The following is a 25427-nucleotide window of genomic DNA, read 5'->3' as shown; positions in this document are numbered from 1 at the left end:
AAGTTTAAGAAAGCCCCGTAATAGAGGCCTTGCGTGGGGGTAAAGCGCGCCCTGCCCACGCGGGAGCAGGGCCTGGAACATCAACGCACCAAGTGCAGGAACTGCAGGTGGCGCTCGTACTGGTCGAGAATATCGTTGATGACCTGCTCCTTGGTATAGCCCACCAGATCGTAGTCCTGGCTGCCCTCGCTCAAGTGGACTTCGGCCCGGTAGTAGCGACGGTTGTTGAGCTCCTTGGAACCCATGCCGCCACGGGCAAACGACGGTGTGAAGTACCCGCGCATTTGTACCTGATAAACGAACGGATGCTCTTCGCCATGGCCGATTTCCAGGCTGACGCTGTCGTTGGACGGGTCAGGCTGGGTCACCACATTCAGGCCCTTCTCGACGAACACGGCGGTCACTTCTTCGATCGCCGGGCGTACCGTCGACTCAAGGAAGCGGTACACCTCGTCGCGCGACGGGAAATGCACCGCCTGGCTCAAACGCTGGCGCCAGCCGCCACGGCCCTTGCGTGCCGCGGACACCGGGGCCAACGAATGCAGTTGGGCGATCTGCTTCTGCGATTCGAGGTAGAAGGCTTTGTGCAGCCCCCACATCATCAGCAGCAGGATCAACGAGAACGGCAACGAGGTCAGCACCACCGCCGATTTCAGCGAATCGATACTGCCGGCAAACAGCAAGGCACTGGTCACCAGCGCGGTCATCGCGCCCCAGAACACCCGCAGCCACTTCGGCCCGTCTTCATCGGCGTTGCCGCCTTTGGATGACAGCGTGGACAGCACCACGGTGCCGGAGTCGGCGGAGGTGACGAAGAACACGAAGCTGATAAACACCGTAACCGCGATCACCGTCTTGCTCCACGGGTAGGTTTCCAGCAGCAGGTAGAGGCTCATCGACGGGTCATCGATGGCCGACTGGCCGAGCGCCGTCATCCCGTGATTGAGCACCTGGTCGATGGCGCTGTTGCCGAAGATCGACATCCACGCCAGGGTGAAACCCAGCGGGATCAGCAGCACGCCAAACACGAATTCGCGGATGGTGCGGCCACGGGAAATACGCGCGATAAACAGGCCCACGAACGGCGACCAGGCAATCCACCAGGCCCAGTAGAACACGGTCCAGCCACCCAGCCAGTCGCTTGGCTTGTCGTAGGCGTAGACGTCGAAACTCTTGGTCGGCAGTGCGCCGAGGTAGTCGCCGATGTTCTGGATCAGGGTGTTGAGCAAGTGCTGGGTGGGCCCGGCGAACAACACGAACAGCAGCAGCGCACAGGCCAGCAGCATGTTGATGTCGGACATCACGCGCACGCCCTTGTCCACGCCAGCCACCGCCACCAGGATCGCCGCACCCATCATCAGGGTGATCAGGCCGACCTGGATCCACTGGGTGTGGGCAATGCCAAACAGGTAATCCAACCCGGCGTTGAGGTGCAGCACACCGAAGCCCATGTCGGCACCGAGGCCGAACACCGTGGCGATGATGCCGAAGCCGTCCACCGCGTAGCCGATCGGGCCGTTGATGCGCTTGCCGATCAGCGGGTACAGCGCCGAACGCAACGCCAGCGGCAGGTTATGCCGGTAGGCGAAGTACGCGAGGGCCATGCCGACAAAGGCGAACACGCCCCAGCCATGCAGGCCCCAGTGCAGAAACAGGATCTGCATGGCCTGGCGCGCGGCATCGGCGTTCATCGCCGCGCCCTGGGGCGGCTGCACCAGGTGCGTCAGCGGCTCGGAGACGCAAAAGAAAAACAGCGTGATGCTGATCCCGGCGGCGAACAGCATGCCGGCCCAGGACAGGTAACTGAACTCGGGCTCGTCGTGGTCGGCACCGAGTTTTATCTTGCCGTAGCCCGATAGCGCGGTGACCACCACGAAGACCAGATACAGAGTCATCGCGAGCATGTAGTACCAGCCGACCGTATTGGCCGCCCAGTTTTGCGCCGCCAGCAGCCAGGCACCGGCCTGTTGCGGGATGGCGATGACGGTGATGCCGAACAGCAGGATGAAGCTTGCGGCGAAATAGAACACGGGCGCATTCATACGCACCAGACCGCTGGGTGGGGTGGTCGATGCACTCATGAACGATGCACCCCTGAGGTGTGAGATGTGGCTGTGAATAACGGACTCAGCAAAGGTAAGCCTCCTGTTGTGAGCGGGCAGCGAACCACCGATTTAACTTGAACGAACGTTCAAGTTAAACATGGATAGGCGGTTTTGGACTAATCGCAGGGCTGAGTGGTAGGTGATTCCTACACTAGCTCAAGGACTGGTATGACGCCTGGGCGAGGCAAATCGTTCAGCGGCTGCCGACTGAAATACCGCTCACATTTGAAATACAGTCACCCTGTGGAAGGGGGCTTGCCCCCGATTGCGGTGGATCAGCCAGCACATGCATTGAGCGGCCCACCGCAATCGGGAGCAAGCTCCCTCCCACAGGGTTTTGTGTGATCTTTTGGGTGCCGTCGTCATGCTGATAAATTGAACATGGATAGGCCGCAAGGCTGAGGGGTAGGTGATTGAACGAGGCAAATCATCCAGCGGTTGCCGACTCAAACACCGCTCACATTTGAAACGCAGTCAACCTGTGGGAGGGGGCTTGCCCCCGATTGCGGTGGGTCAGCCAGCACATGCATTGAGCGGCCCACCGCTATCGGGAGCAAGCTCCCTCCCACAAGTTTGTGTGTGATGTTTAAGGGCGTGCGCTACTTTTGGGTGCCGTCGTCATGCTGCAGATTTGCCTGCGTGATGTTCGCCCCCACCGGTACGCTGCGGGTCAGCCACACGTTGCCGCCAATGGTCGAGCCCTTGCCGATGGTGATCCGCCCGAGGATCGTCGCCCCGGCATAGATCACCACGTCGTCCTCGACGATCGGATGGCGTGGATGGCCTTTCTGCAACTGCCCGTCCTCATCCGCCGGGAAGCGCTTGGCGCCCAACGTCACCGCCTGGTAGATACGCACGCGCTCGCCGATGATCGCGGTTTCGCCAATCACCACACCCGTGCCGTGGTCGATAAAGAAACTCGGGCCGATCTGCGCGCCGGGGTGTATGTCGATGCCGGTGGCCGAGTGGGCGATCTCCGCGCTGATGCGCGCCAACAACGGCAGGCCGGCGCGGTACAGATGATGGGCCAGGCGATGGTGAATCACCGCCAGTATCCCCGGATAGCACAGCAGCACTTCATCCACACTGCGCGCAGCCGGGTCGCCGTGGTAGGCGGCCAGCACATCGGTGTCCAACAGGCTACGCAGGGACGGCAAGGCCAGGGCGAAATCCTGGATCAGGCGGATGGCGCGGGCGTCGACCTCACTGTCATCCTGGCCGCTCTGGCGCGCGGCGTAGCGCAGTTCCAGGCGCGCTTGGCCGAGCAAAGCATTCAAAGCGACGTCGAGGGTGTGGCCGACGTAGAAATCTTCACTTTCCTCACGCAGGTCCACCGGCCCCAGGCGCATCGGAAACAGCGCGCCGCACAGCGCTTCGAGGATCTGCGCCACGGCATCGCGCGAAGGCAGCTCACGACCGCCGTGCTCGCCACTCATGCGGCCATTGCGCGCTCGCCACTGGTCCCGCGCGCTGCGCAGTTGGCTGACAATGGTGGGTAATTGCCAATGACTGGAACGCTCACTCACGGTATTCACTCCTGACAAAATGGCCATCACTTTACGATAGGCACCCCGGCTGCTCTTAAGAACCAATGGTGCAATGCTAAGAACCATCAAGCATAAACGATTGGCGGTTGCCCGATGAAAAGTGCCTGCCTATAGTCGCCCCATCACTTAGCAACCGTGCGTAGCCATGATCAAACAACAGCTCGACCGTTTTAACCGCCTGGAACTGCTGGGCGGCGCCACTGCCCTGGAAAAACTCGAGCGGCTGTCGACCTGGCTGGGCAGGGACATCTACGTCAAGCGCGACGACACCACACCGCTGGCCATGGGCGGCAACAAGCTGCGCAAACTCGAATACCTGGCGGCCGATGCCATCGCCCAGGGCGCCGATACCCTGGTGACCGCCGGGGCCATCCAGTCCAACCACGTGCGCCAGACCGCCGCGCTGGCCGCCAAGCTGGGCCTGGGCTGCGTCGCTCTGCTGGAAAATCCCACCGGCACCGAAGACCCCAACTACCTCGGCAACGGCAACCGTCTGCTGCTGGACCTGTTCGACGCCAAGGTCGAGTTGGTAGAGAACCTCGACAACGCCGACGACCAGCTCAACGCCCTCGCCGATCGCCTGCGCAGCAACGGCAAGAAGCCGTACCTGGTGCCCATCGGCGGCTCCAACGCGCTCGGCGCCCTGGGTTATGTGCGGGCCGGGCTGGAACTGGCCGCGCAGATCGAAGACAGCGGTCTGGAATTCGCCGCCGTGGTCTTGGCCTCGGGCAGTGCGGGCACCCACAGTGGCCTGGCCCTGGCGTTGAGCGAAGTGCTGCCGAACTTGCCGGTCGTCGGCGTTACCGTGTCGCGCACCGACGAAGCCCAACGCCCGAAAGTGCAGGGTCTGGCCGAACGCACCGCCGCGTTGCTCGGTGTGGACATCCCCGAGGCCTTCAAGGTGATCCTGTGGGACGAATACTTCGGCCCGCGTTATGGTGAACCGAACGCCGGCACCCTTTCAGCGGTCAAGCTATTGGCGAGCCAGGAAGGTTTGCTGCTGGACCCGGTCTACACTGGCAAGGCCATGGCCGGCTTGCTGGACGGTATCGGGCGTCAGCGCTTTGAGGATGGCCCGATCATTTTCCTGCATACCGGTGGGGCGCCAGCGTTGTTTGCTTACAACGCCGTATTTAACTGAATAAACAGGGATCAACATGTGGGAGGGGGCTTGCCCCCGATAGCGGTGGGTCAGTGATACATGCATAAACTGACACGGCCCTATCGGGGGCAAGCCCCCTCCCACAATTGAATTAAGTACATATTCAAAAATAGAATATCAATTTAGATTTATATTATTTTCAAGTCTTAAAAACCGGCTTTATCATCGCGCCGTAGGCGAAGACGCGCTACGCGCTTTAAGGCAGGATACGTCTACCGCGTCACCTGCTTCGCTCAACATAACAACACAGGGGCTCTTCATGACTATTTCTGTATTCCGTCGCACATTGCTGGTCGGCACTCTGGGCCTGGCCCTCGGCGCTGGTTGGTTGGGCCAGGCCGTGGCCGGCGAACAGTTGGGCAACATCAAAAAAGCCGGTGAGATCAAGATCGGTCTCGAAGGCACTTACCCACCGTTCAGCTTTGTCGACGAAAGCGGCAAGCTCAGCGGTTTCGAGGTCGAGCTGTCGGAGGCGCTGGCCAAGGAGCTGGGCGTCAAGGTCAAACTGCAGGCCACGCCATGGGACGGCATCCTCGCCGCCCTGGAATCCAAGCGCCTGGATGCGGTCGTCAACCAAGTGACCATCTCCGAAGAGCGCAAGAAGAAGTACGACTTCTCCAAGCCTTATACCGTCTCCGGTATCCAGGCCCTGACCCTGACCAAAAACGTCGACACCATCAAGACCGCCGACGACCTGGCCGGCAAAAAAGTCGGCGTGGGCCTGGGCACCAACTACGAACAATGGCTCAAGGACAATCAGCCCAAAGCCATCATCAAGACCTACAACGATGACCCCACCAAGTTCCAGGACCTGCGCATCGGCCGCATCGACGCGATTCTGATCGACCGCCTCGCCGCACTCGAATACGCCAAGAAAGCCAAGGACACTGCCGCCGCCGGCGACGCCTTCTCCCGCCAGGAAGCCGGTATCGCTCTGCGCAAAGGCGAGCCGGAATTGCTCGAGGCCGTGAACAAGGCGCTCGACAAACTGCGCGCCGACGGCACCTTGAAGAAGCTGTCCGAGAAGTACTTCAACGCTGACGTCACTCAATAATGGAAGCAGGTTTCCAACTCGCGCTGGACTCCGCGCCCTTTCTGCTCAAGGGCGCGTATTTCACGGTAATCCTCAGCCTCGGCGGGATGTTTTTCGGCTTGCTGCTGGGCTTCGGCCTGGCCTTGATGCGCCTGTCGCGCTTCATGCTGCTGCGCGGCGTCGCTCGCGTCTACGTGTCGTTCTTTCGCGGCACGCCCCTGCTGGTGCAACTGTTCCTGATCTACTACGGCTTGCCGCAAGTGGGCATCGAGCTGGACCCGATCCCGGCCGCCATGATCGGCTTCTCGCTGAACATGGCCGCCTACGCCTGTGAAATCCTGCGTGCCGCCATCGCGTCCATCGAGCGCGGCCAGTGGGAAGCCGCGGCCAGTATCGGCATGACCCGCGCGCAGACCCTGCGTCGGGCCATCCTGCCGCAAGCGATGCGTACCGCGTTGCCGCCGCTGGGCAACAGCTTTATTTCGCTGGTCAAGGACACCGCGCTGGCGGCCACCATCCAGGTGCCCGAGCTGTTCCGCCAGGCGCAACTGGTATCGGCGCGCACCTTCGAAATCTTCACCATGTATCTGTCCGCCGCCCTGATCTACTGGGTCCTGGCAAGCATCCTGGCGCATTTTCAAAATCGTCTGGAAGACCGGGTCAACCGGCATGACCTGGAGTCTTGAAGCATGATCGTGGTTGAAAAACTGACCAAACAATTCAACGGCCAGGTGGTGCTCAACGGCATCGACCTGGAGGTCAAGGAAGGTGAAGTCGTCGCCATCATCGGCCCCAGCGGCTCCGGCAAGACCACTTTCCTGCGCTGCCTGAACTTCCTCGAAACCCCCACCAGCGGTCGCATCAAGGTCGGTGACATCGAGATCGACAGCAGCAAGCCGCTCAACCAGCAACAGGGCCTGGTGCGGCGCCTGCGCCAGCACGTGGGTTTTGTGTTCCAGAACTTCAACCTGTTCCCGCACCGCACCGCGCTGGAAAACGTCATCGAAGGCCCGACCGTGGTCAAGAAGATGCCCCGTGAGGCCGCGACCGCCCTGGGCCGCACGCTGTTGGCGCGGGTCGGCCTGGCCGGCAAGGAAGACGCCTACCCTCGGCGCCTCTCCGGCGGCCAGCAACAGCGCGTGGCGATTGCCCGGGCGTTGGCCATGGAGCCGGAGGTGATCCTGTTCGACGAACCCACCTCGGCCCTCGACCCGGAACTGGTGGGCGAAGTGCTGGCGACCATTCGCAGCCTGGCCGAAGAAAACCGCACCATGGTGATCGTCACCCACGAAATGAGCTTTGCCCGGGATGTCGCCAACCGGGTGATCTTCTTCGACAAAGGGGTGATCGTGGAGCAAGGCGAGGCCAAGGCGTTGTTCGCCAACCCCAGGGAAGAACGCACGAAACAGTTCCTGAGCAAGTTTCTCGCGCATTGACGCGCGCCCACCGGCAGCACAACGCGTGTGGGGGAGCCCGCTCCCGCACACGCCCGGCCTGCCTGGGTAAAACAGCCCCCGCGCCACCCCCGAAATTCCCGCGCCCAGTCAGACCGTTCTGAATCGTCCCAAACCCGCCGTTTAGCCTTTTGCCGCCATTGACGCCCTCCGGCCAACGCTCTTATCTAGCGCCCAGAGGATTGGATCCTATCCCGGCTTTTCACTGAATCGTTCCTTTCGGCCCCCGTCGCGTTCCCGCGCCAAGGGTCCGGAACGATTGCTGCTGGCTGCATCAAGGAGATTACTATGACGCGCACCGCAACCCCGGCCCTGCTCACTGCCCCGACCCTGCCCCAGGCACTTGGCAACGGCATCAACGCCCTGGCCGCCACACAGCTGCAAGTCGACATCGCGCCCTACCCCGGCATGGATGAGGGTGACCTGATCGAGCTGTTCTGGAACAACTGCTTTGCCGACTCGCGGCGTATCACCGCGTGCAAGGTCGGCACCGCCACCCAACTGCGGGTGCCGGAAAGCTTTGTGCAGGACGGCCATGCGCGGGTTCACTACCAGGTCATGCAGATCGGCCACGGCCCCGCACGCTCAGCGGTGACCACGGTGCAGGTCAAGACCAACTACCCGGGCGGCCAACCGAGCGCGCTATACAGCGACGAAAACCAGAACCTCGCCCCTGTGGGCCTGCCCGACATGATTCGTCGCTACGGCGTCAACAGCAGCCAGGTGCGGCGCGGTATTCCACTGACCATCGAACCCTACCTGAACATGACCCGCGGCGACGCCATCACCCTGCGCTGGGGGGATGCGCGCCTGGACCTGCCGAAAATCCAGGCCCGAGCCGTCGGCATCGCGGTGCAGGTGTGGGTGCCGTCGGCGATCATCATCGAAGCCGGCGACGACAGCCGGCTGGACGTCACGTACTGCATTCTCGATCGGGTGGGCAATAACTCACGCTGGGCGCCGGCCCGCACACTGCGCATCGCCGCCTATGTGCCGGCGACGCCGAAGCGCCCTTCCAGCGCCGCGCAGATCTATCAACCGCGTCGCCCCTGAAGCGTGGGTAACGGCCCTTCTATGCATATTCCTAAAAGTTAGTTTATTTAAATATTTAACACGTTTAGGGTATATAAACCGGACCACCGGACATTCCTGATTGTTTTGTTTCCATTTCATTGAATGCGAGGTCGGTATGGTCAGAATTACCCCGGTGCAGAACGCCAGGGCATTACGTGCAGCCAAGGAGCGGCGCTGATGTCTAACTTGGCTCTAACACCCCCCCAGAGTGATCTGGACGTCGCCCCCCTGCTGTTGCCGGCCGTTGTGCTGCGCAACGATGCCCAAGCGCTGAGCGCGGCCCATGAGTTGGCCCAGGCCGCGCGCGTACAGGCCGCCAAGCGCGACCAGCAGCGCAAGCTGCCCTGGGCGCAGATCGAGCAATTCACCCGCAGTGGTCTGGGCAGTATTTCCATTCCCCGCGAGTACGGCGGCCCGCAGGTGTCGTTCACCACCCTGGCCGAAGTCTTCGCGATCATCAGCGCGGCCGACCCGGCCCTCGGGCAGATCCCGCAAAACCATTTCGGCATCCTGCACCTGTTGCAGGGCGCGGCCACCGAGCGCCAGAAAAAACAGCTGTTCCAGAGCGTGCTCGACGGCTGGCGCATCGGTAACGGCGGCCCGGAGCGCGGCACCAAAAACACCCTGGAGCTCAAGGCGCGGATCAGCGCCGAAGGCGACGGTTACGTGATCAGCGGCCAGAAGTTCTACTCCACCGGCGCCCTGTTCGCCCATTGGGTCGCGGTGAAGGCGCTGAACGACGACGGCAAGCAGGTCATGGCATTTGTGCGCCGTGGCACGCAAGGACTGCGCATCGTCGACGACTGGTCCGGCTTCGGCCAACGCACCACCGCCAGCGGCACCGTGCTGCTCGACCGGGTGCCGGTGGACGCAGAGCTGGTGGTCGAAAACTGGCGCCTCGGCCAAAGCCCGAATATCCAGGGCGCGGTCTCGCAATTGATCCAGGCGGCCATTGATGCCGGCATTGCCCGTGGCGCGCTGGATGACACCATTGCGTTCGTCCGCGAGCGCTCACGCCCGTGGATCGACGCCAAGGTCGAACGCGCCAGCGATGACCTGTATGTGATCGCCGACATCGGCAAATTGAAGATCGAACTGCACGCCGCCGAAGCCCTGCTGCGCAAGGCCGGCCAGGTGCTGGACCAGGTCAGCGCCGCGCCGATCACCGCGCAGTCCGCCGCACGCGCCTCGATTGCCGTGGCCGAGGCCAAGGTGTTGACCACCGAAGTGTCGCTGCTGGCCAGCGAAAAACTCTTCGAACTGGCCGGCAGCCGCGCCACCCTCGCCGAATTCAACCTCGACCGCCACTGGCGCAATGCCCGGGTCCACACCCTGCACGACCCGGTGCGCTGGAAGTATCACGCGGTGGGCGCTTATCGCCTGAACGGCACATTGCCGGCTCGTCACTCCTGGATCTAACCGCCCAGAACACTTTTTCCACGCGCTTCTGGAGAACACCGATGACTTTATCTACCCACGTCGCGCTCATCACCAGCGACGAACAAGCCCTGATTGTCGCCAGCGACCTGGCTCAAGACCTGCGCCGCGACAGCGCCCAGCGCGACCGCGAGCGCCGCCTGCCGCTGCCCGAACTGGACGTATTTTCGCGCTCCGGCCTGTGGGGCATCAGCGTGCCGAAAGCCTACGGCGGCGCTGGCGTGTCCAACGTCACCCTGGCCAAGGTCATCGCGCTGATCGCCCAGGCCGACGCCTCGCTGGGCCAGATCCCGCAAAACCATTTCTACGCCCTCGAAGTGCTGCGCGTGAACGGCAGCCCCGCGCAGCAACAACGCCTGTACGCCGAGGTGTTGGCCGGCCAGCGCTTCGGCAACGCCCTGGCGGAACTGGGCACCAAGACCGCCCACGACCGCGTGACCCGCCTCACCCGCGACGGCGACGGTTTTCGGATCAATGGCCGCAAGTTCTACGCCACCGGCGCGATCTACGCGCAACGTATCCCGACCTCCGTGGTGGACGAAAACGGCATCCAGCACCTGGCCTTCGTGCCCCGCGACAGCGCGGGCCTGACGGTGATCGACGACTGGAGCGGCTTCGGCCAGCGCACCACCGGCAGCGGTTCGGTGGTGTTCGACAACGTGCGGGTCGCAGCGCACGACGTGCTCCCGTTCCAGAGCGCCTTCGAACGCCCGACCACCGTCGGCCCGCTGGCGCAGATCCTCCACGCCGCCATCGACACCGGCATCGCCCGCGCCGCCTTCGAGGACGCGCTGCACTTTGTACGCACCAAGACCCGCCCGTGGATCGACTCCGGCAGCGACAAGGCCAGCGAAGACCCGCTGACGCTGAAGAGCTTCGGCCACTTGAGCATTCGCCTGCACGCCGCCGAAGCCTTGCTGGAGCGCGCGGGCGAGTTTCTCGACCGCGCCCAGGCCGACAGCCACGCCGAGACCGTGGCCGCCGCCTCGATCGCGGTCGCCGAAGCACGCGCCCTGAGTACCGAAATTTCCCTGGCGGCCGGCAGCACGCTGTTCGAACTGGCCGGCAGCCAGGCGACCCTGGCCGAGCACGGCCTCGATCGCCACTGGCGCAACGCCCGCGTGCATACCCTGCACGACCCGGTGCGCTGGAAGTACCACGCCGTGGGTAATTACTACCTCAACGATGAAAAACCGCCACTGCGGGGGACCATCTGAATGGCGAAGAAAAAAATCCTGCTCAATGCCTTCAACATGAACTGCATCGGGCATATCAATCACGGCTTGTGGACGCACCCGCGGGACACGTCCACCCAGTACAAAACCCTCGAGTATTGGACCGACCTGGCGCGAACCCTGGAGCGCGGGCTGTTCGACGGGTTGTTCATTGCCGATATCGTCGGCGTCTACGACGTGTACCAGGACGCCATCGACGTGCCGCTCAAAGAGTCGATCCAACTGCCGGTCAACGACCCGTTGCTGCTGCTCTCGGCCATGGCCGCCGTGACCCAACACCTCGGTTTCGGCCTGACCGCCAACCTGACCTACGAGCCGCCGTATCTGTTCGCCCGGCGCATGTCCACCCTCGACCACCTGAGCCGTGGTCGGGTCGGCTGGAACATCGTCACCGGCTACCTCGACAGCGCCGCCAAGGCCATGGGCCTGACCGAACAGGTCGAACATGACCGACGCTACGACCAGGCCGATGAGTATCTGGAAGTGCTGTACAAACTCTGGGAAGGCAGCTGGGAAGACGACGCCGTGCTCAACGATCCGCAGGCGCGGGTGTATGCGCAGCCGGGCAAGGTGCACAAAGTCGAGCACCACGGTGAGTTCTACCAGGTGGAGGGTTATCACCTGTGCGAACCGTCGCCGCAACGCACACCGCTGCTGTTCCAGGCTGGCACTTCGGCGCGTGGCCTGGTGTTCGCCGGACGGCATGCCGAGTGCGTGTTCATCAGCGGGCGGGACAAGGCCAGCACCCGGCTCCAGGTGGACAAGGTGCGCGCCAGCGCGGTGGCGGCCGGGCGCAACCCGCACGACATCAAGGTGTTCATGGGCCTCAACGTGATCGTTGGCGCCACTGAGGAACTGGCCTGGGCCAAGCATGCCGAGTACCTGAGCTATGCCAGCGCGGAAGCCGGCGTGGCGCATTTCTCGGCGTCCACGGCGATCGATTTTTCCCAGTACGCCCTCGACGAACCGATCCAGTACGTGAAGAGCAACGCGATCCAGTCCGCCACCCAGCACCTGCAGAACAACGATTGGACCCGCCGCAAATTACTCGAGCAGCACGCCCTCGGCGGGCGCTACATCACCGTGGTCGGCTCGCCCGAGCAAGTGGCGGACGAGCTGGAATCCTGGGTCGCTGAAACCGGGCTGGATGGCTTCAACCTCACGCGCATCGTCACCCCGGAAAGCTATGTGGACTTCATCGACCTGGTGGTGCCGGAGTTGCAGCGGCGTGGGTCGTACAAGACCGCTTACGACACTGGAACGCTGCGGGAAAAAGTCTTCCACGGCGGCGCCCGCTTACCCGAACAACACACCGGCTCCACCTACCGCCACGGCCCCCTGTAGGAGCGAGCTCGCTCGCGAAGATCGTCAACGATAACGCGGGGCCCCTGATACCCCGCAGCGCCCTCAAGTTTTTCGCGAGCAAGCTCGCTCCTACACATTGGAAACTACCTATGAAAAAGACCCTGCTCTCTCACCCAGTCAAAGCCCTGGCCCTGGCCTTCGGGTTGTTCAGTTCGACGCTGTTCGCCGCCGACGCGCCGCTGAAAGTCGGCACCACCGCGGCCTTCGCAATTCCCCTGGAAGCCGCCGTGGCCGAGGCCGGCAAGCAAGGCTTGAACGTCGAGCTGGTGGAGTTCACCGACTGGATCGCGCCCAACGTCAGCCTGGCCGCCGGCGATATCGACGTGAACTACTTCCAGCACATCCCCTTCCTGGAAAACGCCAAGGCCGCCGCCGGGTTTGATCTGGTGCCGTATGCGCCGGGCATCATCAACAACGTCGGGCTGTATTCGAAAAAATACAAAAGCTTCAACGAGCTGCCCCAAGGCGCCAGCGTGGCGATTGCCAACGACCCGATCAACAGCGGGCGCGGCCTGCAACTGCTGGCCAAGGCGGGGCTGATCACGCTCAAGCCGGGCGTGGGTTACAAGGCCACCGAAGAAGACATCATCGCCAACCCGAAGCAGCTCAAGATCCTGCAAGTCGAGGCCGTGCAGTTGGTGCGCGCCTATGACGATGCGGATCTGGTGCAGGGTTATCCGGCGTATATCCGCCTGTCCAAGACCTTCGATGCCGAGTCGGCGCTGCTGTTCGACGGCCTCGACCACCCGGAATACGTGATCCAGTTCGTGATCCAGCCGAAAGCCAAAACCGACCCGCGGGTGATCAAGTTCGTCGACCTCTACCAGCACTCGCCGGTGGTGCGCGCCGCCTTGGATAAATCCCTCGGCAAGCTCTACCAAGTCGGCTGGGAAGGTTGAACATGACGGCCGCCAACATCCAACTGCGCGACCTGGGCACACCACCCAGGAACGCCGAGCAGACTGAACTGCATCCGCACCTCAACCGCGCCCATGTGCGCTTTATCAACCTGGGCAAGACCTATGACGGCACGGTACACGCGCTGCAAGGCATCGACCTGGCGATCCAGCGCGGCGAAGTGTTCGGCATCATCGGCCGCAGCGGCGCCGGCAAGTCGTCGCTGATCCGCACCATCAACCGCCTGGAACAGCCCAGCAGCGGGCGCGTGCTGATCGATCAGGTCGACATCGGCGCGTTCGACGAAGACCGCCTGGTGGCGCTGCGGCGGCGCATCGGCATGATCTTCCAGCACTTCAACCTGATGTCGGCCAAGACCGTGTGGCAGAACGTCGAGTTGCCGCTCAAAGTCGCCGGCGTCCCCAAGTTGCAGCGCGAGCAGAAAGTGCGTGAACTGCTGGAGCTGGTGGGCCTGAAGGACAAGCACAAGGCCTACCCGGCGCAACTCTCCGGCGGGCAGAAACAGCGCGTGGGCATCGCCCGTTCGCTGGTCCACGACCCAGAGATTCTGCTGTGCGACGAGGCCACCTCGGCCCTCGACCCGGAGACCACCCAATCGATCCTCGGCCTGCTGCGCGAGATCAACCAACGGCTGGGCCTGACCATCGTGTTGATCACCCATGAGATGGCGGTGATTCGCGAGATCTGCGACCGCGTGGTGGTGCTCGAACACGGGCGCATCGTCGAGCAAGGCCCGGTGTGGGAAGTATTCGGCAACCCGCGGCACGAGGTCAGCCGAACCCTGCTGGCGCCGCTGCAACACGGCCTGTCGGAAGAACTGCAAAGCCGCCTGCAACCCACGCCGGCCTCGGCTGACGCCGCGCTGGTACTGCGCTTGCAGTTCACCGGCAGCGCCACCGATGAACCCGACCTGGCCGCGCTGTTCGGCGCCCTCGGCGGGCGCGTGCGCTTGCTGCAAGGCGGCGTGGAACGGATTCAGGGGCATGCCCTGGGGCAATTGCTGCTGGCGGTGAATGGCTCGCCCCATGACCCCGACACACTGCGCAGCCGCGCCGGGCATTGGGCACAACAGGTGGAGGTGTTGGGTTATGTGGTTTGATCGTTTAGTGCAGGGCGCCATTGACACGCTGTTGATGGTCGGCGTGTCGTCGCTGATCGCGTTGCTGGTGGGGATTCCGCTGGCGGTGTTCCTGGTCACCAGCGACAAGGGCGGCATCTACCAGGCTCCGGCGCTGAACCGGGTGCTGGGGGCGTTCGTCAATCTGTTCCGCTCGATTCCGTTTCTGATCCTGATGGTGGCGCTGATCCCGTTCACCCGGCTGATCGTCGGCACCACCTACGGCGTGTGGGCGGCGGTAGTGCCGCTGACCATCGCCGCGACGCCGTTCTTTGCGCGCATCGCCGAAGTGAGCCTGCGCGAAGTCGACCACGGCTTGATCGAAGCCGCACAAGCCATGGGCTGCCGGCGCTGGCACATCATCTGGCACGTACTGTTGCCCGAAGCGCTACCGGGGATTGTCGGCGGGTTCACCATCACCCTGGTGACCATGATCAACTCCTCGGCCATGGCTGGGGCGATTGGTGCAGGTGGGTTGGGGGATATTGCCTACCGCTATGGTTATCAGCGCTTTGATACGCAGATCATGCTCACGGTGATTGTGCTGCTGGTGCTGCTGGTGGCGGTGATTCAGCTGGGCGGAGACCGCTTGGCGCGGGGGCTGAACAAGCGCTGAGCACTCGTTTGTACCTGTCAAGGTTGACAGTTGTTGGAGGGGGTTTTCGCGGGTTTAATCGGCTCGACACTGTCTGCGACGGATCAGGGAGCGAATGCCATGTCCACTGTAACCACCTGCGCCAGGTGCGCGACGCTGGTGTTGGCGCTGGCCGCCGTCACGCTTGGCGATGCAGCGGCAATTCCGCTTCACCGGCGAGATTCAACAACTACCGTTAACGACTCCTTCACGTTCAACAAAGGAGGGATCTTTAACTGGAGTAATAATGTGTTTACACAGAAGCTCCAATACAAATAGACACTGACTGACATGTAGTGTGAGTGGACTTCCACCCTCACCCTTACTCATCACTGTGATTAATTCACAAAGCGCGGGGGCTGAACACGCGTTGAGCACTCGTTTGGACCTGTCAAGGTCGACAGTTGTTGGAGGGGGTTTATGCAGCTTTAATCGGCTCGACACCGTCTGCGACGAATCAGGGAGCGAATACCATGTCTACTATAACCACCTGCGCCAGGTGCGCGACGCTGGTGTTGGCGCTGGCTGCCATCACGCTTGGCGATGCAGCGGCAACTCCGCTTCACGGGCAATATTCAACAACTACCGTTAACAACTCCTTCGCATTCAACAAAGGAGCGATCTTTAACTGGAAAGCTAGCACTTTCTATAGATCGCTTGTCCAATACTGACGTTACTTCAGGGCACGCCTTTACGCGCATGAACCATATCGCCACGGGCCTCGACGGTCACGGCCTGGTAATACAAGCCCCCTCCCACATTTTCAACTGCCCTGCTTCGGTTCGCGAATCTTGTACCAAGCCACATACAGCGTCAGCAGCATGGCGATGATGACCCCGTCAATCATCGCGTAGGCCATCGTTGGGTAGGGATCGGTTGGCGCGCTGAGCACTCGTTTGGACCTGTCAAGGTTGACAGTTGTTGGAGGGGGGTTATGCAGGTTTAATCGGCTCGACACCGTTTGCGACGAATCAAGGAGCGAATACCATGTCTACTATAACCACCTGCGCCAGGTGCGCGACGCTGGTGTTGGCGCTGGCCGCCGTCACGCTTGGCGATGCAGCGGCAACTCCGCTTCACCGGCAAAATTCAACAACTACCGTTAACAACATCCCCCAACCCAAATACAGTTACATCTTGATGTCCTCTTTACGGAGTCTACAAATCCTATCCAATGAGTCGTACTACTCCGTAAATTTCACTGATTAATTCAAGCGCAGTCATCAAATGAAGAGCCGTCTCAGGGGGCAGTCAACTGGACATGGGATATAGTCAGCACTTCACCTCCAAAGCGCCTCCCCATGAAACTCGCCCCCGACGACCTCAACCAGATCACCGCCACTACCCTCGACCACTACAACAGCGTGGCCGAGGACTTCCGTGAAGGCACCCGCGATCACGATGTGAGCCAGAACATCGACGCGCTGCTGCGGCATATCCAGGGCGCGGCGCCGTTTACCGTGCTGGACTTCGGCTGCGGGCCGGGGCGGGATTTGCAGACCTTTACGCGCATGGGGCATATCGCCGTGGGCCTCGACGGCTCCGAGCGCTTTGCGCAGATGGCGCGCGAAGACAGCGGCTGCGAGGTGCTGCAGCAGGACTTCCTGAAGCTGGACCTACCCAACGCACGCTTCGACGGGATCTTTGCCAATGCGGTGCTGTTTCACATTCCCAAGCAGGAACTGCCGCGTGTGCTCAAGCAACTGCATGGCGCGCTGAAACCGGGCGGGGTGTTGTTCAGTTCCAATCCACGCGGTGACAACCGCGAAGGCTGGAATGGGCCGCGATATGGGTCTTATCACGACTTGGAAGCGTGGCAATCGTTGCTGACCGCCGCCGGTTTTGTGGAACTGGAGCACTACTATCGCCCAGCCGGACTACCCCGCGAGCAGCAGCCCTGGTTGGCCAGCGTCTGGCGCAAAACCTGAATAACCGCCTGACGATACATTCCAAATGTGGGAGGGGGCTTGCTCGGGATAGCGCTGGGTCAGTCAAAGTTGCGCCAACTGAAGCACCGCTATCCGGAGCAAGCCGCCTCCCACATTTTTAACCGCGCTCTTCCTGATGTTCCGGCTTCGGCTCGCGAATCTTGTACCAGGCCACATACAGCGCCGGCAGGAACAACAGCGTCAGCAGCGTGGCAATGATGATCCCGCCGATCATCGCGTAGGCCATCGGCCCCCAGAACACTTCCCGCGCAATCGGGATCATGCCCAGGCTCGCCGCAGCCGCCGTCAGCAGGATCGGCCGGCGCCGGTGTTCGGTGGCTTGCACCACCGCATCCCACGGCGTGTAGCCGGCCAGTTCATATTCCTCGATTTGCGTCACCAGGATCACCGAGTTGCGGATGATGATGCCGATCAGCGCCAGAATGCCAAGGATCGCCACGAAGCCCATGGGCGTGCCGGTGGGGACCAGCGCCAGCACCACGCCGATCAGCCCCAGCGGCGCGACGCTGGCCACCAGGAACATCTTCTGCACGCTGTGCAGCTGGATCATCAGGAAGGTCGCCATCAAAAACAGCATCAACGGCACCACGCTGGCAATCGGGCCCTGGGCCTTGCCGCTTTCTTCCACGGTGCCGCCGGTGGCGACCTTGTAGCCCACCGGCAGGCCGGCGTTGAACGCATCGATCTCGGGCTTGAGCTGTTTGACCAGATCGGTCGGCTGCATCGCGTCGCGCACCGCCACCTTGAGGGTGATGGTCGGCTTGCGGTCGCGGCGCCACACCAGCGGCTGCTCCAGCTCATAACGCACAGTGGCGAAAGCCAGCAGCGGAATCGAGACGCCGTTGGGCGTGACGATCTGCAGGTTCTGCAAGGTTTCCGGCGTGCCGCGCTCGGCATCTTCGGCGCGGCCGACCACGTCGATCAGGTAGATATCGTCATGCACCTGAGTCACCGACGCGCCGCTGACCACGCTGTTCATCAACTGCGCCACGTCTTCGGAAGACAAGCCCAACTGCCGCGCCTTGTCCTGGGCAATCTCGATGCGCAGGACTTTGCCCGGTTCGTTCCAGTCGTAAATGATCTCGCCCAGGTGGCGGTTCTTGTCCAGCAAGGTCGCCAGTTCGATGGCGTGCTTGCGCACCTGGTCAGTGTCTTTGCCGGAAACGCGGTACTGGATCGGCCGCCCCACCGGCGGCCCCATCTCCAGCGGCTGCACAAAGCTGCCGACGCCGACGAAATCCTCACGCAGGCGTTTTTGCAGGCGCGCGATCAATTCGCCGCGCGCCTTCAGGCCCTTGCTGACGATTACCAACTGCGCGTAGTAGGGGTTTTCCAGTTGTTGGTCGAGGGGCAGGTAGAAACGGATCGCGCCCTGGCCGATGTAAGTGCTCCAGCGCTCGATATCCGGGTCGTCCTTGATGATCGCTTCGAGGCGGTCGACGGCTTTACGGGTTTCGTTGATCGAGGCGTTTTGCGGCAGGTTGAGGTCGACGAGGATCTCCGGGCGGTCCGACGACGGGAAGAACTGGTTCTGCACAAACTGCATGGAAAACACCGACGCCGCGAACAGCGCCACGGTGATGCCGATGGCCCACCAGCGGTTGCGCATCGCCCACAGCATGCCGCCATTGAAAGCGCGACCGATGCGCCCCGGTTCGGCACTGTGGGGTTTCACGTTGGCGCTGAGGATATGCACGCCGATCACCGGCGCAAACAGCACCGCCACCACCCACGACACCAGCATCGCCACGGCAATCACCGCGAACAGGGTGAAGGTGTACTCGCCCGCCGAACTGGCGTTGAGGCCGATCGGCACAAACCCGGCCACGGTCACCAGGGTGCCGGTGAGCATCGGGAACGCGGTGGAGGTGTAGGCGTAGGTCGCCGCCTGCGCCTTGGTTTCGCCTTTTTCCAGGCGCGTGATCATCATCTCCACGGTGATCATCGCGTCGTCCACCAGCAAGCCGAGCGCGATGATCAGCGCCCCCAAGGACACGCGCTGCATGGTGATGCCGGTGTATTCCATGAACACGAACACCAGCGCCAGTACCAGCGGGATCGAGCACGCCACCACCAGCCCGGCACGCAGGCCGAGGCTGATAAAGCTCACCACCAGCACGATGATCACCGCTTCGAACAGCGCGCTGGTGAAGCCGCCGACGGCCTCTTGCACCACTTCCGCCTGGTCGGAGACCTTGTAGACGCCGACCCCCACCGGCAGGTCGGCGGTCAGTTCGTCCATTCGCGTGTGCAGGGCCTCGCCGAACGACTGGATATTGCCGCCCTTCTGCATCGCGATCGCCAAACCGATCGCCGGCTTGCCGTTGAAACGGAACATTGGCGTCGCCGGGTCAACGTAGCCGCGGCTGATGTCGGCGACGTCCGCCAGGCGATAGAAGCGGTCGTTGAGGCGCAGGTTGACGTTGGCCAGGTCTTTTTCCGAGGCGAACTGCCCGGACGTCCGCACGGAAATGCGCTCCGGCCCGGCTTCGATCACCCCGGCCGGGGTCACTGCGTTCTGCGCCTGCAGGCTCTGCACCACCTGGCGTTGGTCGATCCCCAGGGCCGCGAGTTTGCGCGTGGAGAAATTCAGGTAAATCACTTCGTCCTGCTGGCCGATCAGCTCGACCTTGCCCAGGCCCGGCACCGCACGGATCTCGGCGCGCGCCTGCTCCACGTAGTCGCGCAGCTGGCGCATCGACAGGCCGTCGCCGGTAAAGGCGTACACCGAGCCGAACACGTCACCGAACTCATCGTTGAACGACGGCCCCTGCAAGCCCTGGGGGAAGCTGCCGCGAATATCGTCGATCTTCTTGCGCACCTGGTACCAGATCTCGGGGATCGCCTTGGCGCTGGTGGTGTCCTTGAGGTACACGAACACCGTGGACTCACCGGGCCGGGTGTAGCTGTTCACGTAGTCGAGGGCGTCGAGTTCCTCGAGTTTTTTCTCGATGCGGTCGGTCACCTGTTTGAGCGTTTCTTCCTGGGTCGCGCCCGGCCAGCGGGTCTGGATCACCATGGTTTTGATGGTGAACGAAGGGTCTTCCTCGCGGCCCAGGTTCTTGTAGGAAAACACGCCCATCAGCAGCGCGACGAACATCAGGTACCAGATAAAGGACTGATGCTTGAGGGCCCATTCGGATAAGTTGAAGCTCCCTTTCATCGCGGGCTGTCCTCGTCGATCTTGACTGTTTGCCCCGGTTGCAGGCTGTTCACACCGGCGACGATGATGCGCTCACCGGGCTTGACCCCACCGTTGAGCAAAACGCTGTCGGCGTCACGACTGAGCACCGTGACTTCACGCGGCTGCACGGTCCGGCTTTGGGTGTCCAGCAACCAGATCCGCGTTTTGCCGCCGATTTGCTGCAAGGCGCTCAACGGCAGTTCGATGCGCGGTGGGATGGCCGAGCTCAAGGTCACGCTGATCGCCGTACCCAGCAGAAAAGCCGCCGGCGTGTCGGCCAGGGTCAGGCGCGCGCGACGGGTGCGCGTGGCGCTCTGGGCCTGGGGTTCGATTTCGCGCACGGTGGCGGTGGTGTTCACGCTGGGGTCGAGTTGCCCGGCGACGAGGAACACCACATCGGGCGGCAGACGCTCGGCGAGGCCGGCGGGCAGGTCGATCACCGCCTCCTTGATGTCCGGGCGCGCCAGGGTCACCACTTGCTGGCCCGCGCTGACCACCTGGCCGGCCTCGGCGTTCCAGGCGGTAACGATGCCGCCATGGTCGGTACGCAATCGGGCGTAGTTGAGCTGGTCCTTGGCCTGGTTGACCGAGGCCTGCGCCTGGTCGAGGCTGGCCTGGGTGGTTTTCAGGTCGGTCTGGGCCACGTCCAACTGGGCCTGGGCGCCGACGCCACGGTTGAACAACGCCTGCTGGCGACGGGCGCTGGCCTGGGCGTTGATGAACTGCGCCTGCACGCGGGCGAGGTCACCTTGGACCGCGCGCAGTTGGTTCTGCTGGTCGGTGGGGTCGAGTACGGCAAGTACCGCGCCCTTCTCCACCTCGGCGCCGACATCCACAGTGCGGTGGGCGATGCGCCCGGGCACGCGGAACCCCAGGTTGCTTTCGTAGCGCGCCTGGATGGTGCCGGCGAAACGGCCGAGGGTTTCCTGGTCTTCGGCTTTCACTTCCATGGACAACACCGGGCGCACGGGCTCGGGTGGCGGGTCGTTCTTGGAGCAGGCCAGCAGCAACAGGCTGGCGGCGAGCAGGCCGGTCAGGCGCATCATGGTTGCACTCCTTGGGCCTGGGCCGAGTCGGGCGGCTGGGCGACTTCGACGCGCATGCCGGGGTGCAGCAATTGCCCGCCGGCCACCACGACTTTTTCACCGCCCTGCAGACCGTCGCTGATGATCACCTTGCCGGTGAGGTAACGCGCCACACTGACCTTGCGCAGCTGCGCCAGGCCGTCGCCATCCACCAGCCACACGGCGGGGTCGCTGAGGTCTTTGGTCAGCGCCGACCATGGCAGCTCGATGCTGGGCTTGGCCGGGCCGTTGGCGGTAGCGCTGACCACCGAGCCCAGATGCATGCCCGCGGGCAGGGCCTCCAGAGCGATTTTGACTTGCACCGTGCCGGTATTGGCAGCGACGGCCGGGGTAACTTCGCGGACGTGGCCCTGGACCTTGATACTGGGGTTATCCAACAGGCTCACCGTGATCGGCGCATCGGCCGGCGGTTCCACCAGCAACGACTCGTACACGTCGAATACCGCGTCGCGCTCGCCCTCGCGGGCCAGGCTGAAGATCGGCACGGTGGCCTGCACCACCTGGCCCACTTCAGCCTGGCGCGCAGTAATCACCCCGGGGGCCTCGGCGAACAGCGCGGTGTAGCCCAGTTGCTCGCGGGCATTGGCCAGTTGCGCCTGGGCGGCGGCCAGGGCGCTTTGGCTGCTGCGCAACGCCGCCTGGGCGGTGTCGTATTCGCTGCGGCTGGTGTAGCCCTTGGGCAGGAGTTTTTCCTGGCGCACGAACGCGGCGGCGGTCTGCTTGACCCGCGCCTGCTCGGCCACGACCTGGGCCTGGGCGGAGTCGACACTGCTCTGCAAGTCCTTGGGGTCGAGCTTGGCCAGCACTTGCTTGGCGTTGACGCGATCGCCCACATCGACCATGCGCTGAATGATCTTGCCCCCCACGCGAAAGGACAGATCGGTTTGCACCCGCGCCTGGATATCGCCGGTCAGCGTGACGGCCACTGCGTAGTCAGTCGGCTGCACGGTCTGCACGAACACCCGCGCATGCTGCTTGGGCTCGGCTTTTTCCTGGCCGCAGCCGCTCAGCAGCGCCAACAGGCCAAGTGCGAAAATAACTGTCGAAGGGTGACCGCCCATGCAGGCTCCTTTACGTGATGCCAACTTGCCGGTGTGTAGGCGACTGCGACCTTATAGCAGGGTTCCATGTGCATGGATGGCGCCCAACGCCAATGGTTCCGAAGCTAAACGAACGCCCTCGCTCAAGACGCCGGGTCGCCCAGCCTTTATTGGCATAAACCGTCGATTTTTGATACCGAAATATCACATTGATATCGCCCAACACGATAGCCGCCAGATTCGCGGGGTTGGCGAGTGACGGCTATGGTTGTGGGGTCTGTGATTCGAGGGAATGAACAATGAACGAAGCGAAACCGATTGATCCGCAGGAGCTGGTGAAATGGTTGGTGGCATTGCGCAGGGCGATCAACGCCCGAGTGCGGTGAAACGCTGAAAATCCACGGTGAGATAAAAATCAAATGTGGGAGGGGGCTTGCCCCCGATAGCGGTATGACAGTCACCGATGTATTGACTGAACCACTGCTATCGGGGGCAAGCCCCCTCCCACAATTCTGAGCGCATTCCAAATTCCACCCATAAAAAAACGCCGACGCTATGCAAGCCGTCGGCGTTTAAACCTTGAAAGGTTTTACCGCTCGATCAGAACGCCGGCACAACCGCGCCGTTGTATTTCTTCTCGATGAACGCTTTGACTTCCGGGCTGGTCAGGGCCTTGGCCAGTTTCTGGATAGCAGCGCTGTCCTTGTTGTCCGGGCGCGCCACCAGGAAGTTCACATACGGCGATTTGGCGTCTTCGATGATCAACGCGTCCCTGGCCGGGTTGAGGCCGGCTTCCAGGGCGTAGTTGGTGTTGATCAGGTCCAGGTCAACCTGGTCCAGCACGCGTGGCAGCAGGGCTGATTCCAGCTCTTTGAACTTCAGGTTTTTCGGGTTGCTGGCAATGTCTTTTGGCGTCGCCAGCGCATTGGTCGGGTCTTTCAGGGTGATCACACCGGCCTTCTGCAGCAGCAACAGGGCACGGCCGCTGTTGGAGCCTTCGTTCGGAATGGCCACGGTGGCGCCATCTTTGAGCTCAGAAATGTTTTTGATTTTCTTCGAGTAACCGCCGAAGGGTTCAACGTGTACGCCCACCACGGTGACCAGGTTGGTGCCTTTACCTTTGTTGAAGTTTTCCAGGTACGGCAGGGTCTGGAAGTAGTTGGCGTCCAGACGCTTCTCGGCCACCTGCACGTTGGGCTGTACGTAGTCGGTGAAGACTTTGATTTCCAAATCCACGCCTTCTTTGGCGAGGGTCGGCTTGACCAGTTCGAGGATCTCGGCGTGCGGGATCGGGGTAGCGGCCACTATCAGCTTTTCGTTGGCCTGGGTGAAGCCCGCAGTCAGGGCAGCCGCCAGTGCGGTAAACAACAGAACCTTTTTCATGAGTGTCCTTATCGACATTCCGGGGCGTCTCTGACGACCGTATTGGTGTGGAGTGCCAGCGAAGTGCTATCGCGGCGTGAGAGTGACAATACCTAGATTTTTTATTCCCGAACAATACCTTTTATTCAGGTTGATATTCCATTTTGCTCATGTAGGAATTTGCGCAAGGTTTCCCGCTCGGCCGCACTGGCGCTTTCGAATATCCGCTGCACCTGCTCCAGCGGCGAACCGGCGGTCGGCAGGTTCAAATGCTCCGGCAAGATTTCGTCGCCGCTGCTGACCAGCAAGGCAAAGTGGATGACGTTCTCCAGCTCGCGGGTATTGCCCGGCCAGCTGTGGTGTTCCAGCACGCGCTGGGCCGCGTCGCTGATCAGCGGCACCGGCAGGTCCAGGCGCTGGCTGTAGATGCCAAGAAAGTATTCGGCCAGGGACAGGATGTCGCCGACCCGCTCGCGCAAGGCCGGCAGGTCCAGTTGGCCTTCGCTGAGGTAATGGAACAGGCGCTCATTGAACTTGCCTGCGGCCACGGCCTGGGCCAGGTCGATGCTGGTCGCCGCCACCAGGCGCACGTCCACCGGGCTTGGTTGCTGCGCGCCGACGCGGGTGACTTCGTGGTTTTCCAGGGCGGCGAGCAATTTGACCTGGATCGGCAACGGCAAGTCGCCGATCTCATCCAGGTACAAGGTGCCGCCGTTGGCCGAGCCGAACCAGCCGGCCCGGCTGCTCGCCGCGCCACTATGGGCGCCGGCCGCGTAGCCGAACAGCTCGGCATCGGCGTAGGTCGGGCTGATCGCGCCGCAATTGACCGAGACAAACAGCCCGGCGCGGTCGCTGCCCCGATGGATATGCCGCGCCAGCAACTCTTTGCCGCTGCCGGTCTCGCCGCGGATCAACACCGGCAAGGCGCGGGGCGCGAGGTGTTCCAGCGCTTCGCGCAGTTGCCGCGAACGCGGGTCGACGAACACCAGTGCCTTGGCGCGGATGCTCAGCGGGCTTTTTTCGGCGTCGGGGAAGGTCAGCAGCGGCTGACCGAAGGTTTCATGCAGACTCATGGCAGGCTCCCGCCCCCAATCCGCTCAGGGACGGGGCGTTGAAAAAGGTTCAGGCCGTGCGCCGGGCGTGATGCTCCAGGCGGCTTTGCAGGCGATAGAGATACGCGAAACCCTGCTCCCAGCGCTGGTGGCCGGACTTCACATTGATATGCCCGGCACCGGACAAAATGCCGGCTTCAGCGCCCCAGTCGCGCGCCAGCTCCATGGCCCTGGGGGCGCTGACGGCACTGTCGTTGTCGGAGCTGACCACCTGGCTGGGAAACGGCAGCAGGTCGCGTGGAATCGGCGCGAAGTTACGCAGCGCGGGGGCACAGGCCGGGCGTTCGACATCCGCCGGCGCCACCAGCAACGCCCCGCGCACCTGCCGCAAAAATTGCAGCGGTGCAGTGGCAGCCCAGTGGGCCACGGTGATGCAGCCCAGGCTATGGGCGATCAGAATCACTGGCGTGCTGTCGGCGGCGATCGCCTCGGCCAGCGCGGCCACCCAGTCTTCGCGACGCGGCGTCAGCCAATCGGCCTGCTCCACCCGGGCGCTGTTGGGCAGGCTGTTCTGCCAATGCGTTTGCCAATGATCTTCTGGCGATCCTTGCCAGCCCGGCACGATCAGGTAACGAATCGATTCGCTGTGCATGGGTGTGCCCTCCTGCAGCGTT

At 62.6% G+C, this 25427-nt stretch carries 23 protein-coding genes; 14 read left to right on the top strand and 9 right to left on the bottom strand.

Annotation, left to right across the window (positions count from 1 at the left end; translation table 11 throughout):
- Positions 1-80 precede the first annotated feature (80 nt).
- Both betT and epsC read right to left on the bottom strand, forming a co-directional pair.
- Positions 81-2042 (bottom strand): choline transporter BetT, encoded by a 1962-nt coding sequence (gene betT, locus C8K66_RS24755; protein ID WP_017848584.1) that lies wholly within the window; start codon positions 2040-2042, stop codon positions 81-83.
- 662 nt (positions 2043-2704) lie between these two features.
- Positions 2705-3631, bottom strand: a complete 927-nt coding sequence (gene epsC / locus C8K66_RS24750) for a serine O-acetyltransferase EpsC (protein WP_108526209.1) — start codon at positions 3629-3631, stop codon at positions 2705-2707.
- Positions 3632-3797: 166 nt separating this feature from the next.
- Here epsC and C8K66_RS24745 point away from each other — a divergent pair, with 166 nt between their 5' ends.
- The 13 genes from C8K66_RS24745 (at position 3798) to C8K66_RS30670 (ending at position 15752) form a co-directional block, all read left to right on the top strand.
- Positions 3798-4793, top strand: a complete 996-nt coding sequence (locus tag C8K66_RS24745) for a D-cysteine desulfhydrase (RefSeq protein WP_046385058.1) — start codon at positions 3798-3800, stop codon at positions 4791-4793.
- Positions 4794-5073: 280 nt separating this feature from the next.
- Positions 5074-5868, top strand: coding sequence for a cystine ABC transporter substrate-binding protein (tcyJ, locus tag C8K66_RS24740; RefSeq protein ID WP_108526207.1), 795 nt, complete (start codon positions 5074-5076; stop codon positions 5866-5868).
- Positions 5868-6533, top strand: a complete 666-nt coding sequence (tcyL, locus tag C8K66_RS24735; RefSeq protein WP_017848588.1) for a cystine ABC transporter permease — start codon at positions 5868-5870, stop codon at positions 6531-6533. The genes tcyJ and tcyL overlap by 1 nt, the downstream gene beginning before the upstream one ends.
- A 3-nt stretch (positions 6534-6536) precedes the next feature.
- On the top strand, positions 6537-7283 hold the full coding sequence (tcyN, locus tag C8K66_RS24730; protein ID WP_046385059.1) for an L-cystine ABC transporter ATP-binding protein TcyN: 747 nt from the start codon (positions 6537-6539) through the stop codon (positions 7281-7283).
- 306 nt (positions 7284-7589) lie between these two features.
- Positions 7590-8354 carry a hypothetical protein gene (locus tag C8K66_RS24725; RefSeq protein ID WP_017848590.1) on the top strand — a complete coding sequence of 255 codons (765 nt, stop codon included), beginning with the start codon at positions 7590-7592 and terminating at the stop codon, positions 8352-8354.
- A gap of 198 nt (positions 8355-8552) precedes the next feature.
- Positions 8553-9794 carry an SfnB family sulfur acquisition oxidoreductase gene (locus tag C8K66_RS24720; protein ID WP_046385060.1) on the top strand — a complete coding sequence of 414 codons (1242 nt, stop codon included), beginning with the start codon at positions 8553-8555 and terminating at the stop codon, positions 9792-9794.
- A 41-nt stretch (positions 9795-9835) separates the two neighbouring features.
- Positions 9836-11029: an SfnB family sulfur acquisition oxidoreductase gene (locus C8K66_RS24715; protein WP_108526205.1), complete on the top strand. Its 1194-nt coding sequence runs from the start codon at positions 9836-9838 to the stop codon at positions 11027-11029.
- Positions 11030-12391 (top strand): LLM class flavin-dependent oxidoreductase, encoded by a 1362-nt coding sequence (locus C8K66_RS24710; protein ID WP_046385062.1) that lies wholly within the window; start codon positions 11030-11032, stop codon positions 12389-12391.
- A gap of 110 nt (positions 12392-12501) precedes the next feature.
- A complete protein-coding gene (locus tag C8K66_RS24705) occupies positions 12502-13311 on the top strand; it encodes a MetQ/NlpA family ABC transporter substrate-binding protein (RefSeq protein WP_102617773.1) in 810 nt (269 codons plus the stop codon).
- 2 nt (positions 13312-13313) lie between these two features.
- Entirely contained in the window at positions 13314-14429 is a 1116-nt protein-coding gene (locus C8K66_RS24700) for a methionine ABC transporter ATP-binding protein (protein ID WP_017848595.1), read from the top strand.
- Entirely contained in the window at positions 14419-15063 is a 645-nt protein-coding gene (locus tag C8K66_RS24695; RefSeq protein WP_010214125.1) for a methionine ABC transporter permease, read from the top strand. The genes C8K66_RS24700 and C8K66_RS24695 overlap by 11 nt, the downstream gene beginning before the upstream one ends.
- A gap of 99 nt (positions 15064-15162) precedes the next feature.
- Positions 15163-15360, top strand: coding sequence for a hypothetical protein (locus tag C8K66_RS24690; RefSeq protein WP_126587732.1), 198 nt, complete (start codon positions 15163-15165; stop codon positions 15358-15360).
- Positions 15361-15554: 194 nt separating this feature from the next.
- Entirely contained in the window at positions 15555-15752 is a 198-nt protein-coding gene (locus C8K66_RS30670; RefSeq protein WP_126587727.1) for a hypothetical protein, read from the top strand.
- A gap of 92 nt (positions 15753-15844) precedes the next feature.
- Here C8K66_RS30670 and C8K66_RS31395 read toward each other — a convergent pair whose 3' ends face one another.
- On the bottom strand, positions 15845-15973 hold the full coding sequence (locus C8K66_RS31395) for a hypothetical protein (protein WP_256591055.1): 129 nt from the start codon (positions 15971-15973) through the stop codon (positions 15845-15847).
- A 409-nt stretch (positions 15974-16382) separates the two neighbouring features.
- On the opposite strand from C8K66_RS31395, the gene C8K66_RS24680 reads away from it, so the two are divergent.
- Complete coding sequence (locus tag C8K66_RS24680) at positions 16383-17009, top strand: bifunctional 2-polyprenyl-6-hydroxyphenol methylase/3-demethylubiquinol 3-O-methyltransferase UbiG (RefSeq protein WP_046385066.1); 627 nt, start codon at positions 16383-16385, stop codon at positions 17007-17009.
- Between the two features lie 118 nt (positions 17010-17127).
- Here the strand turns inward: C8K66_RS24680 and C8K66_RS24675 are convergent, their stop codons facing one another.
- From C8K66_RS24675 to C8K66_RS24650, 6 genes are all read right to left on the bottom strand, one after another.
- The gene (locus tag C8K66_RS24675) at positions 17128-20193 is read right to left on the bottom strand and encodes an efflux RND transporter permease subunit (protein WP_108526200.1); all 3066 of its coding nucleotides are present in this window, start codon (positions 20191-20193) and stop codon (positions 17128-17130) included.
- Positions 20190-21260, bottom strand: coding sequence for an efflux RND transporter periplasmic adaptor subunit (locus C8K66_RS24670; RefSeq protein ID WP_057005863.1), 1071 nt, complete (start codon positions 21258-21260; stop codon positions 20190-20192). The genes C8K66_RS24675 and C8K66_RS24670 overlap by 4 nt, the downstream gene beginning before the upstream one ends.
- On the bottom strand, positions 21257-22360 hold the full coding sequence (locus C8K66_RS24665) for an efflux RND transporter periplasmic adaptor subunit (protein WP_108526198.1): 1104 nt from the start codon (positions 22358-22360) through the stop codon (positions 21257-21259). Before C8K66_RS24665 ends, C8K66_RS24670 begins: the two co-directional genes overlap by 4 nt.
- A 579-nt stretch (positions 22361-22939) precedes the next feature.
- Positions 22940-23722, bottom strand: a complete 783-nt coding sequence (locus C8K66_RS24660) for a MetQ/NlpA family ABC transporter substrate-binding protein (RefSeq protein ID WP_108526196.1) — start codon at positions 23720-23722, stop codon at positions 22940-22942.
- A 125-nt stretch (positions 23723-23847) separates the two neighbouring features.
- Positions 23848-24774: a sigma 54-interacting transcriptional regulator gene (locus C8K66_RS24655; RefSeq protein WP_046385070.1), complete on the bottom strand. Its 927-nt coding sequence runs from the start codon at positions 24772-24774 to the stop codon at positions 23848-23850.
- 49 nt (positions 24775-24823) lie between these two features.
- Positions 24824-25405, bottom strand: coding sequence for an alpha/beta hydrolase (locus tag C8K66_RS24650; protein WP_017848603.1), 582 nt, complete (start codon positions 25403-25405; stop codon positions 24824-24826).
- Positions 25406-25427: the final 22 nt, after the last annotated feature.

It is taken from the genome of Pseudomonas sp. GV105 (assembly GCF_003058185.1).
In the GTDB taxonomy this organism is placed as follows: Bacteria; Pseudomonadota; Gammaproteobacteria; order Pseudomonadales; family Pseudomonadaceae; genus Aquipseudomonas; species Aquipseudomonas veronii.
The sequence above is the reverse complement of the archived record's forward strand: the minus strand, read 5'-3'. Positions and strand labels throughout refer to the sequence as shown.

Excerpts from the sequence above, each read along its gene's own strand:
- C8K66_RS24670 (WP_057005863.1), bottom strand. The coding sequence starts at position 21,260 with ATGATGCGCCTGACCGGCCTGCTCGCCGCCAGCCTGTTGCTGCTGGCC.
- tcyJ (WP_108526207.1), top strand. The coding sequence starts at position 5,074 with ATGACTATTTCTGTATTCCGTCGCACATTGCTGGTCGGCACTCTGGGC.
- C8K66_RS24745 (WP_046385058.1), top strand. The coding sequence starts at position 3,798 with ATGATCAAACAACAGCTCGACCGTTTTAACCGCCTGGAACTGCTGGGC.
- C8K66_RS24725 (WP_017848590.1), top strand. The coding sequence starts at position 7,590 with ATGACGCGCACCGCAACCCCGGCCCTGCTCACTGCCCCGACCCTGCCC.
- C8K66_RS24695 (WP_010214125.1), top strand. The coding sequence starts at position 14,419 with ATGTGGTTTGATCGTTTAGTGCAGGGCGCCATTGACACGCTGTTGATG.
- C8K66_RS24680 (WP_046385066.1), top strand. The coding sequence starts at position 16,383 with ATGAAACTCGCCCCCGACGACCTCAACCAGATCACCGCCACTACCCTC.
- C8K66_RS24650 (WP_017848603.1), bottom strand. The coding sequence starts at position 25,405 with ATGCACAGCGAATCGATTCGTTACCTGATCGTGCCGGGCTGGCAAGGA.
- C8K66_RS24655 (WP_046385070.1), bottom strand. The coding sequence starts at position 24,774 with ATGAGTCTGCATGAAACCTTCGGTCAGCCGCTGCTGACCTTCCCCGAC.
- tcyL (WP_017848588.1), top strand. The coding sequence starts at position 5,868 with ATGGAAGCAGGTTTCCAACTCGCGCTGGACTCCGCGCCCTTTCTGCTC.
- C8K66_RS24720 (WP_046385060.1), top strand. The coding sequence starts at position 8,553 with ATGTCTAACTTGGCTCTAACACCCCCCCAGAGTGATCTGGACGTCGCC.
- C8K66_RS24690 (WP_126587732.1), top strand. The coding sequence starts at position 15,163 with ATGTCCACTGTAACCACCTGCGCCAGGTGCGCGACGCTGGTGTTGGCG.
- C8K66_RS24700 (WP_017848595.1), top strand. The coding sequence starts at position 13,314 with ATGACGGCCGCCAACATCCAACTGCGCGACCTGGGCACACCACCCAGG.
- C8K66_RS30670 (WP_126587727.1), top strand. The coding sequence starts at position 15,555 with ATGTCTACTATAACCACCTGCGCCAGGTGCGCGACGCTGGTGTTGGCG.
- betT (WP_017848584.1), bottom strand. The coding sequence starts at position 2,042 with ATGAATGCGCCCGTGTTCTATTTCGCCGCAAGCTTCATCCTGCTGTTC.
- C8K66_RS24665 (WP_108526198.1), bottom strand. The coding sequence starts at position 22,360 with ATGGGCGGTCACCCTTCGACAGTTATTTTCGCACTTGGCCTGTTGGCG.
- C8K66_RS24675 (WP_108526200.1), bottom strand. The coding sequence starts at position 20,193 with ATGAAAGGGAGCTTCAACTTATCCGAATGGGCCCTCAAGCATCAGTCC.
- C8K66_RS24710 (WP_046385062.1), top strand. The coding sequence starts at position 11,030 with ATGGCGAAGAAAAAAATCCTGCTCAATGCCTTCAACATGAACTGCATC.
- C8K66_RS24715 (WP_108526205.1), top strand. The coding sequence starts at position 9,836 with ATGACTTTATCTACCCACGTCGCGCTCATCACCAGCGACGAACAAGCC.
- C8K66_RS24705 (WP_102617773.1), top strand. The coding sequence starts at position 12,502 with ATGAAAAAGACCCTGCTCTCTCACCCAGTCAAAGCCCTGGCCCTGGCC.
- C8K66_RS24660 (WP_108526196.1), bottom strand. The coding sequence starts at position 23,722 with ATGAAAAAGGTTCTGTTGTTTACCGCACTGGCGGCTGCCCTGACTGCG.
- tcyN (WP_046385059.1), top strand. The coding sequence starts at position 6,537 with ATGATCGTGGTTGAAAAACTGACCAAACAATTCAACGGCCAGGTGGTG.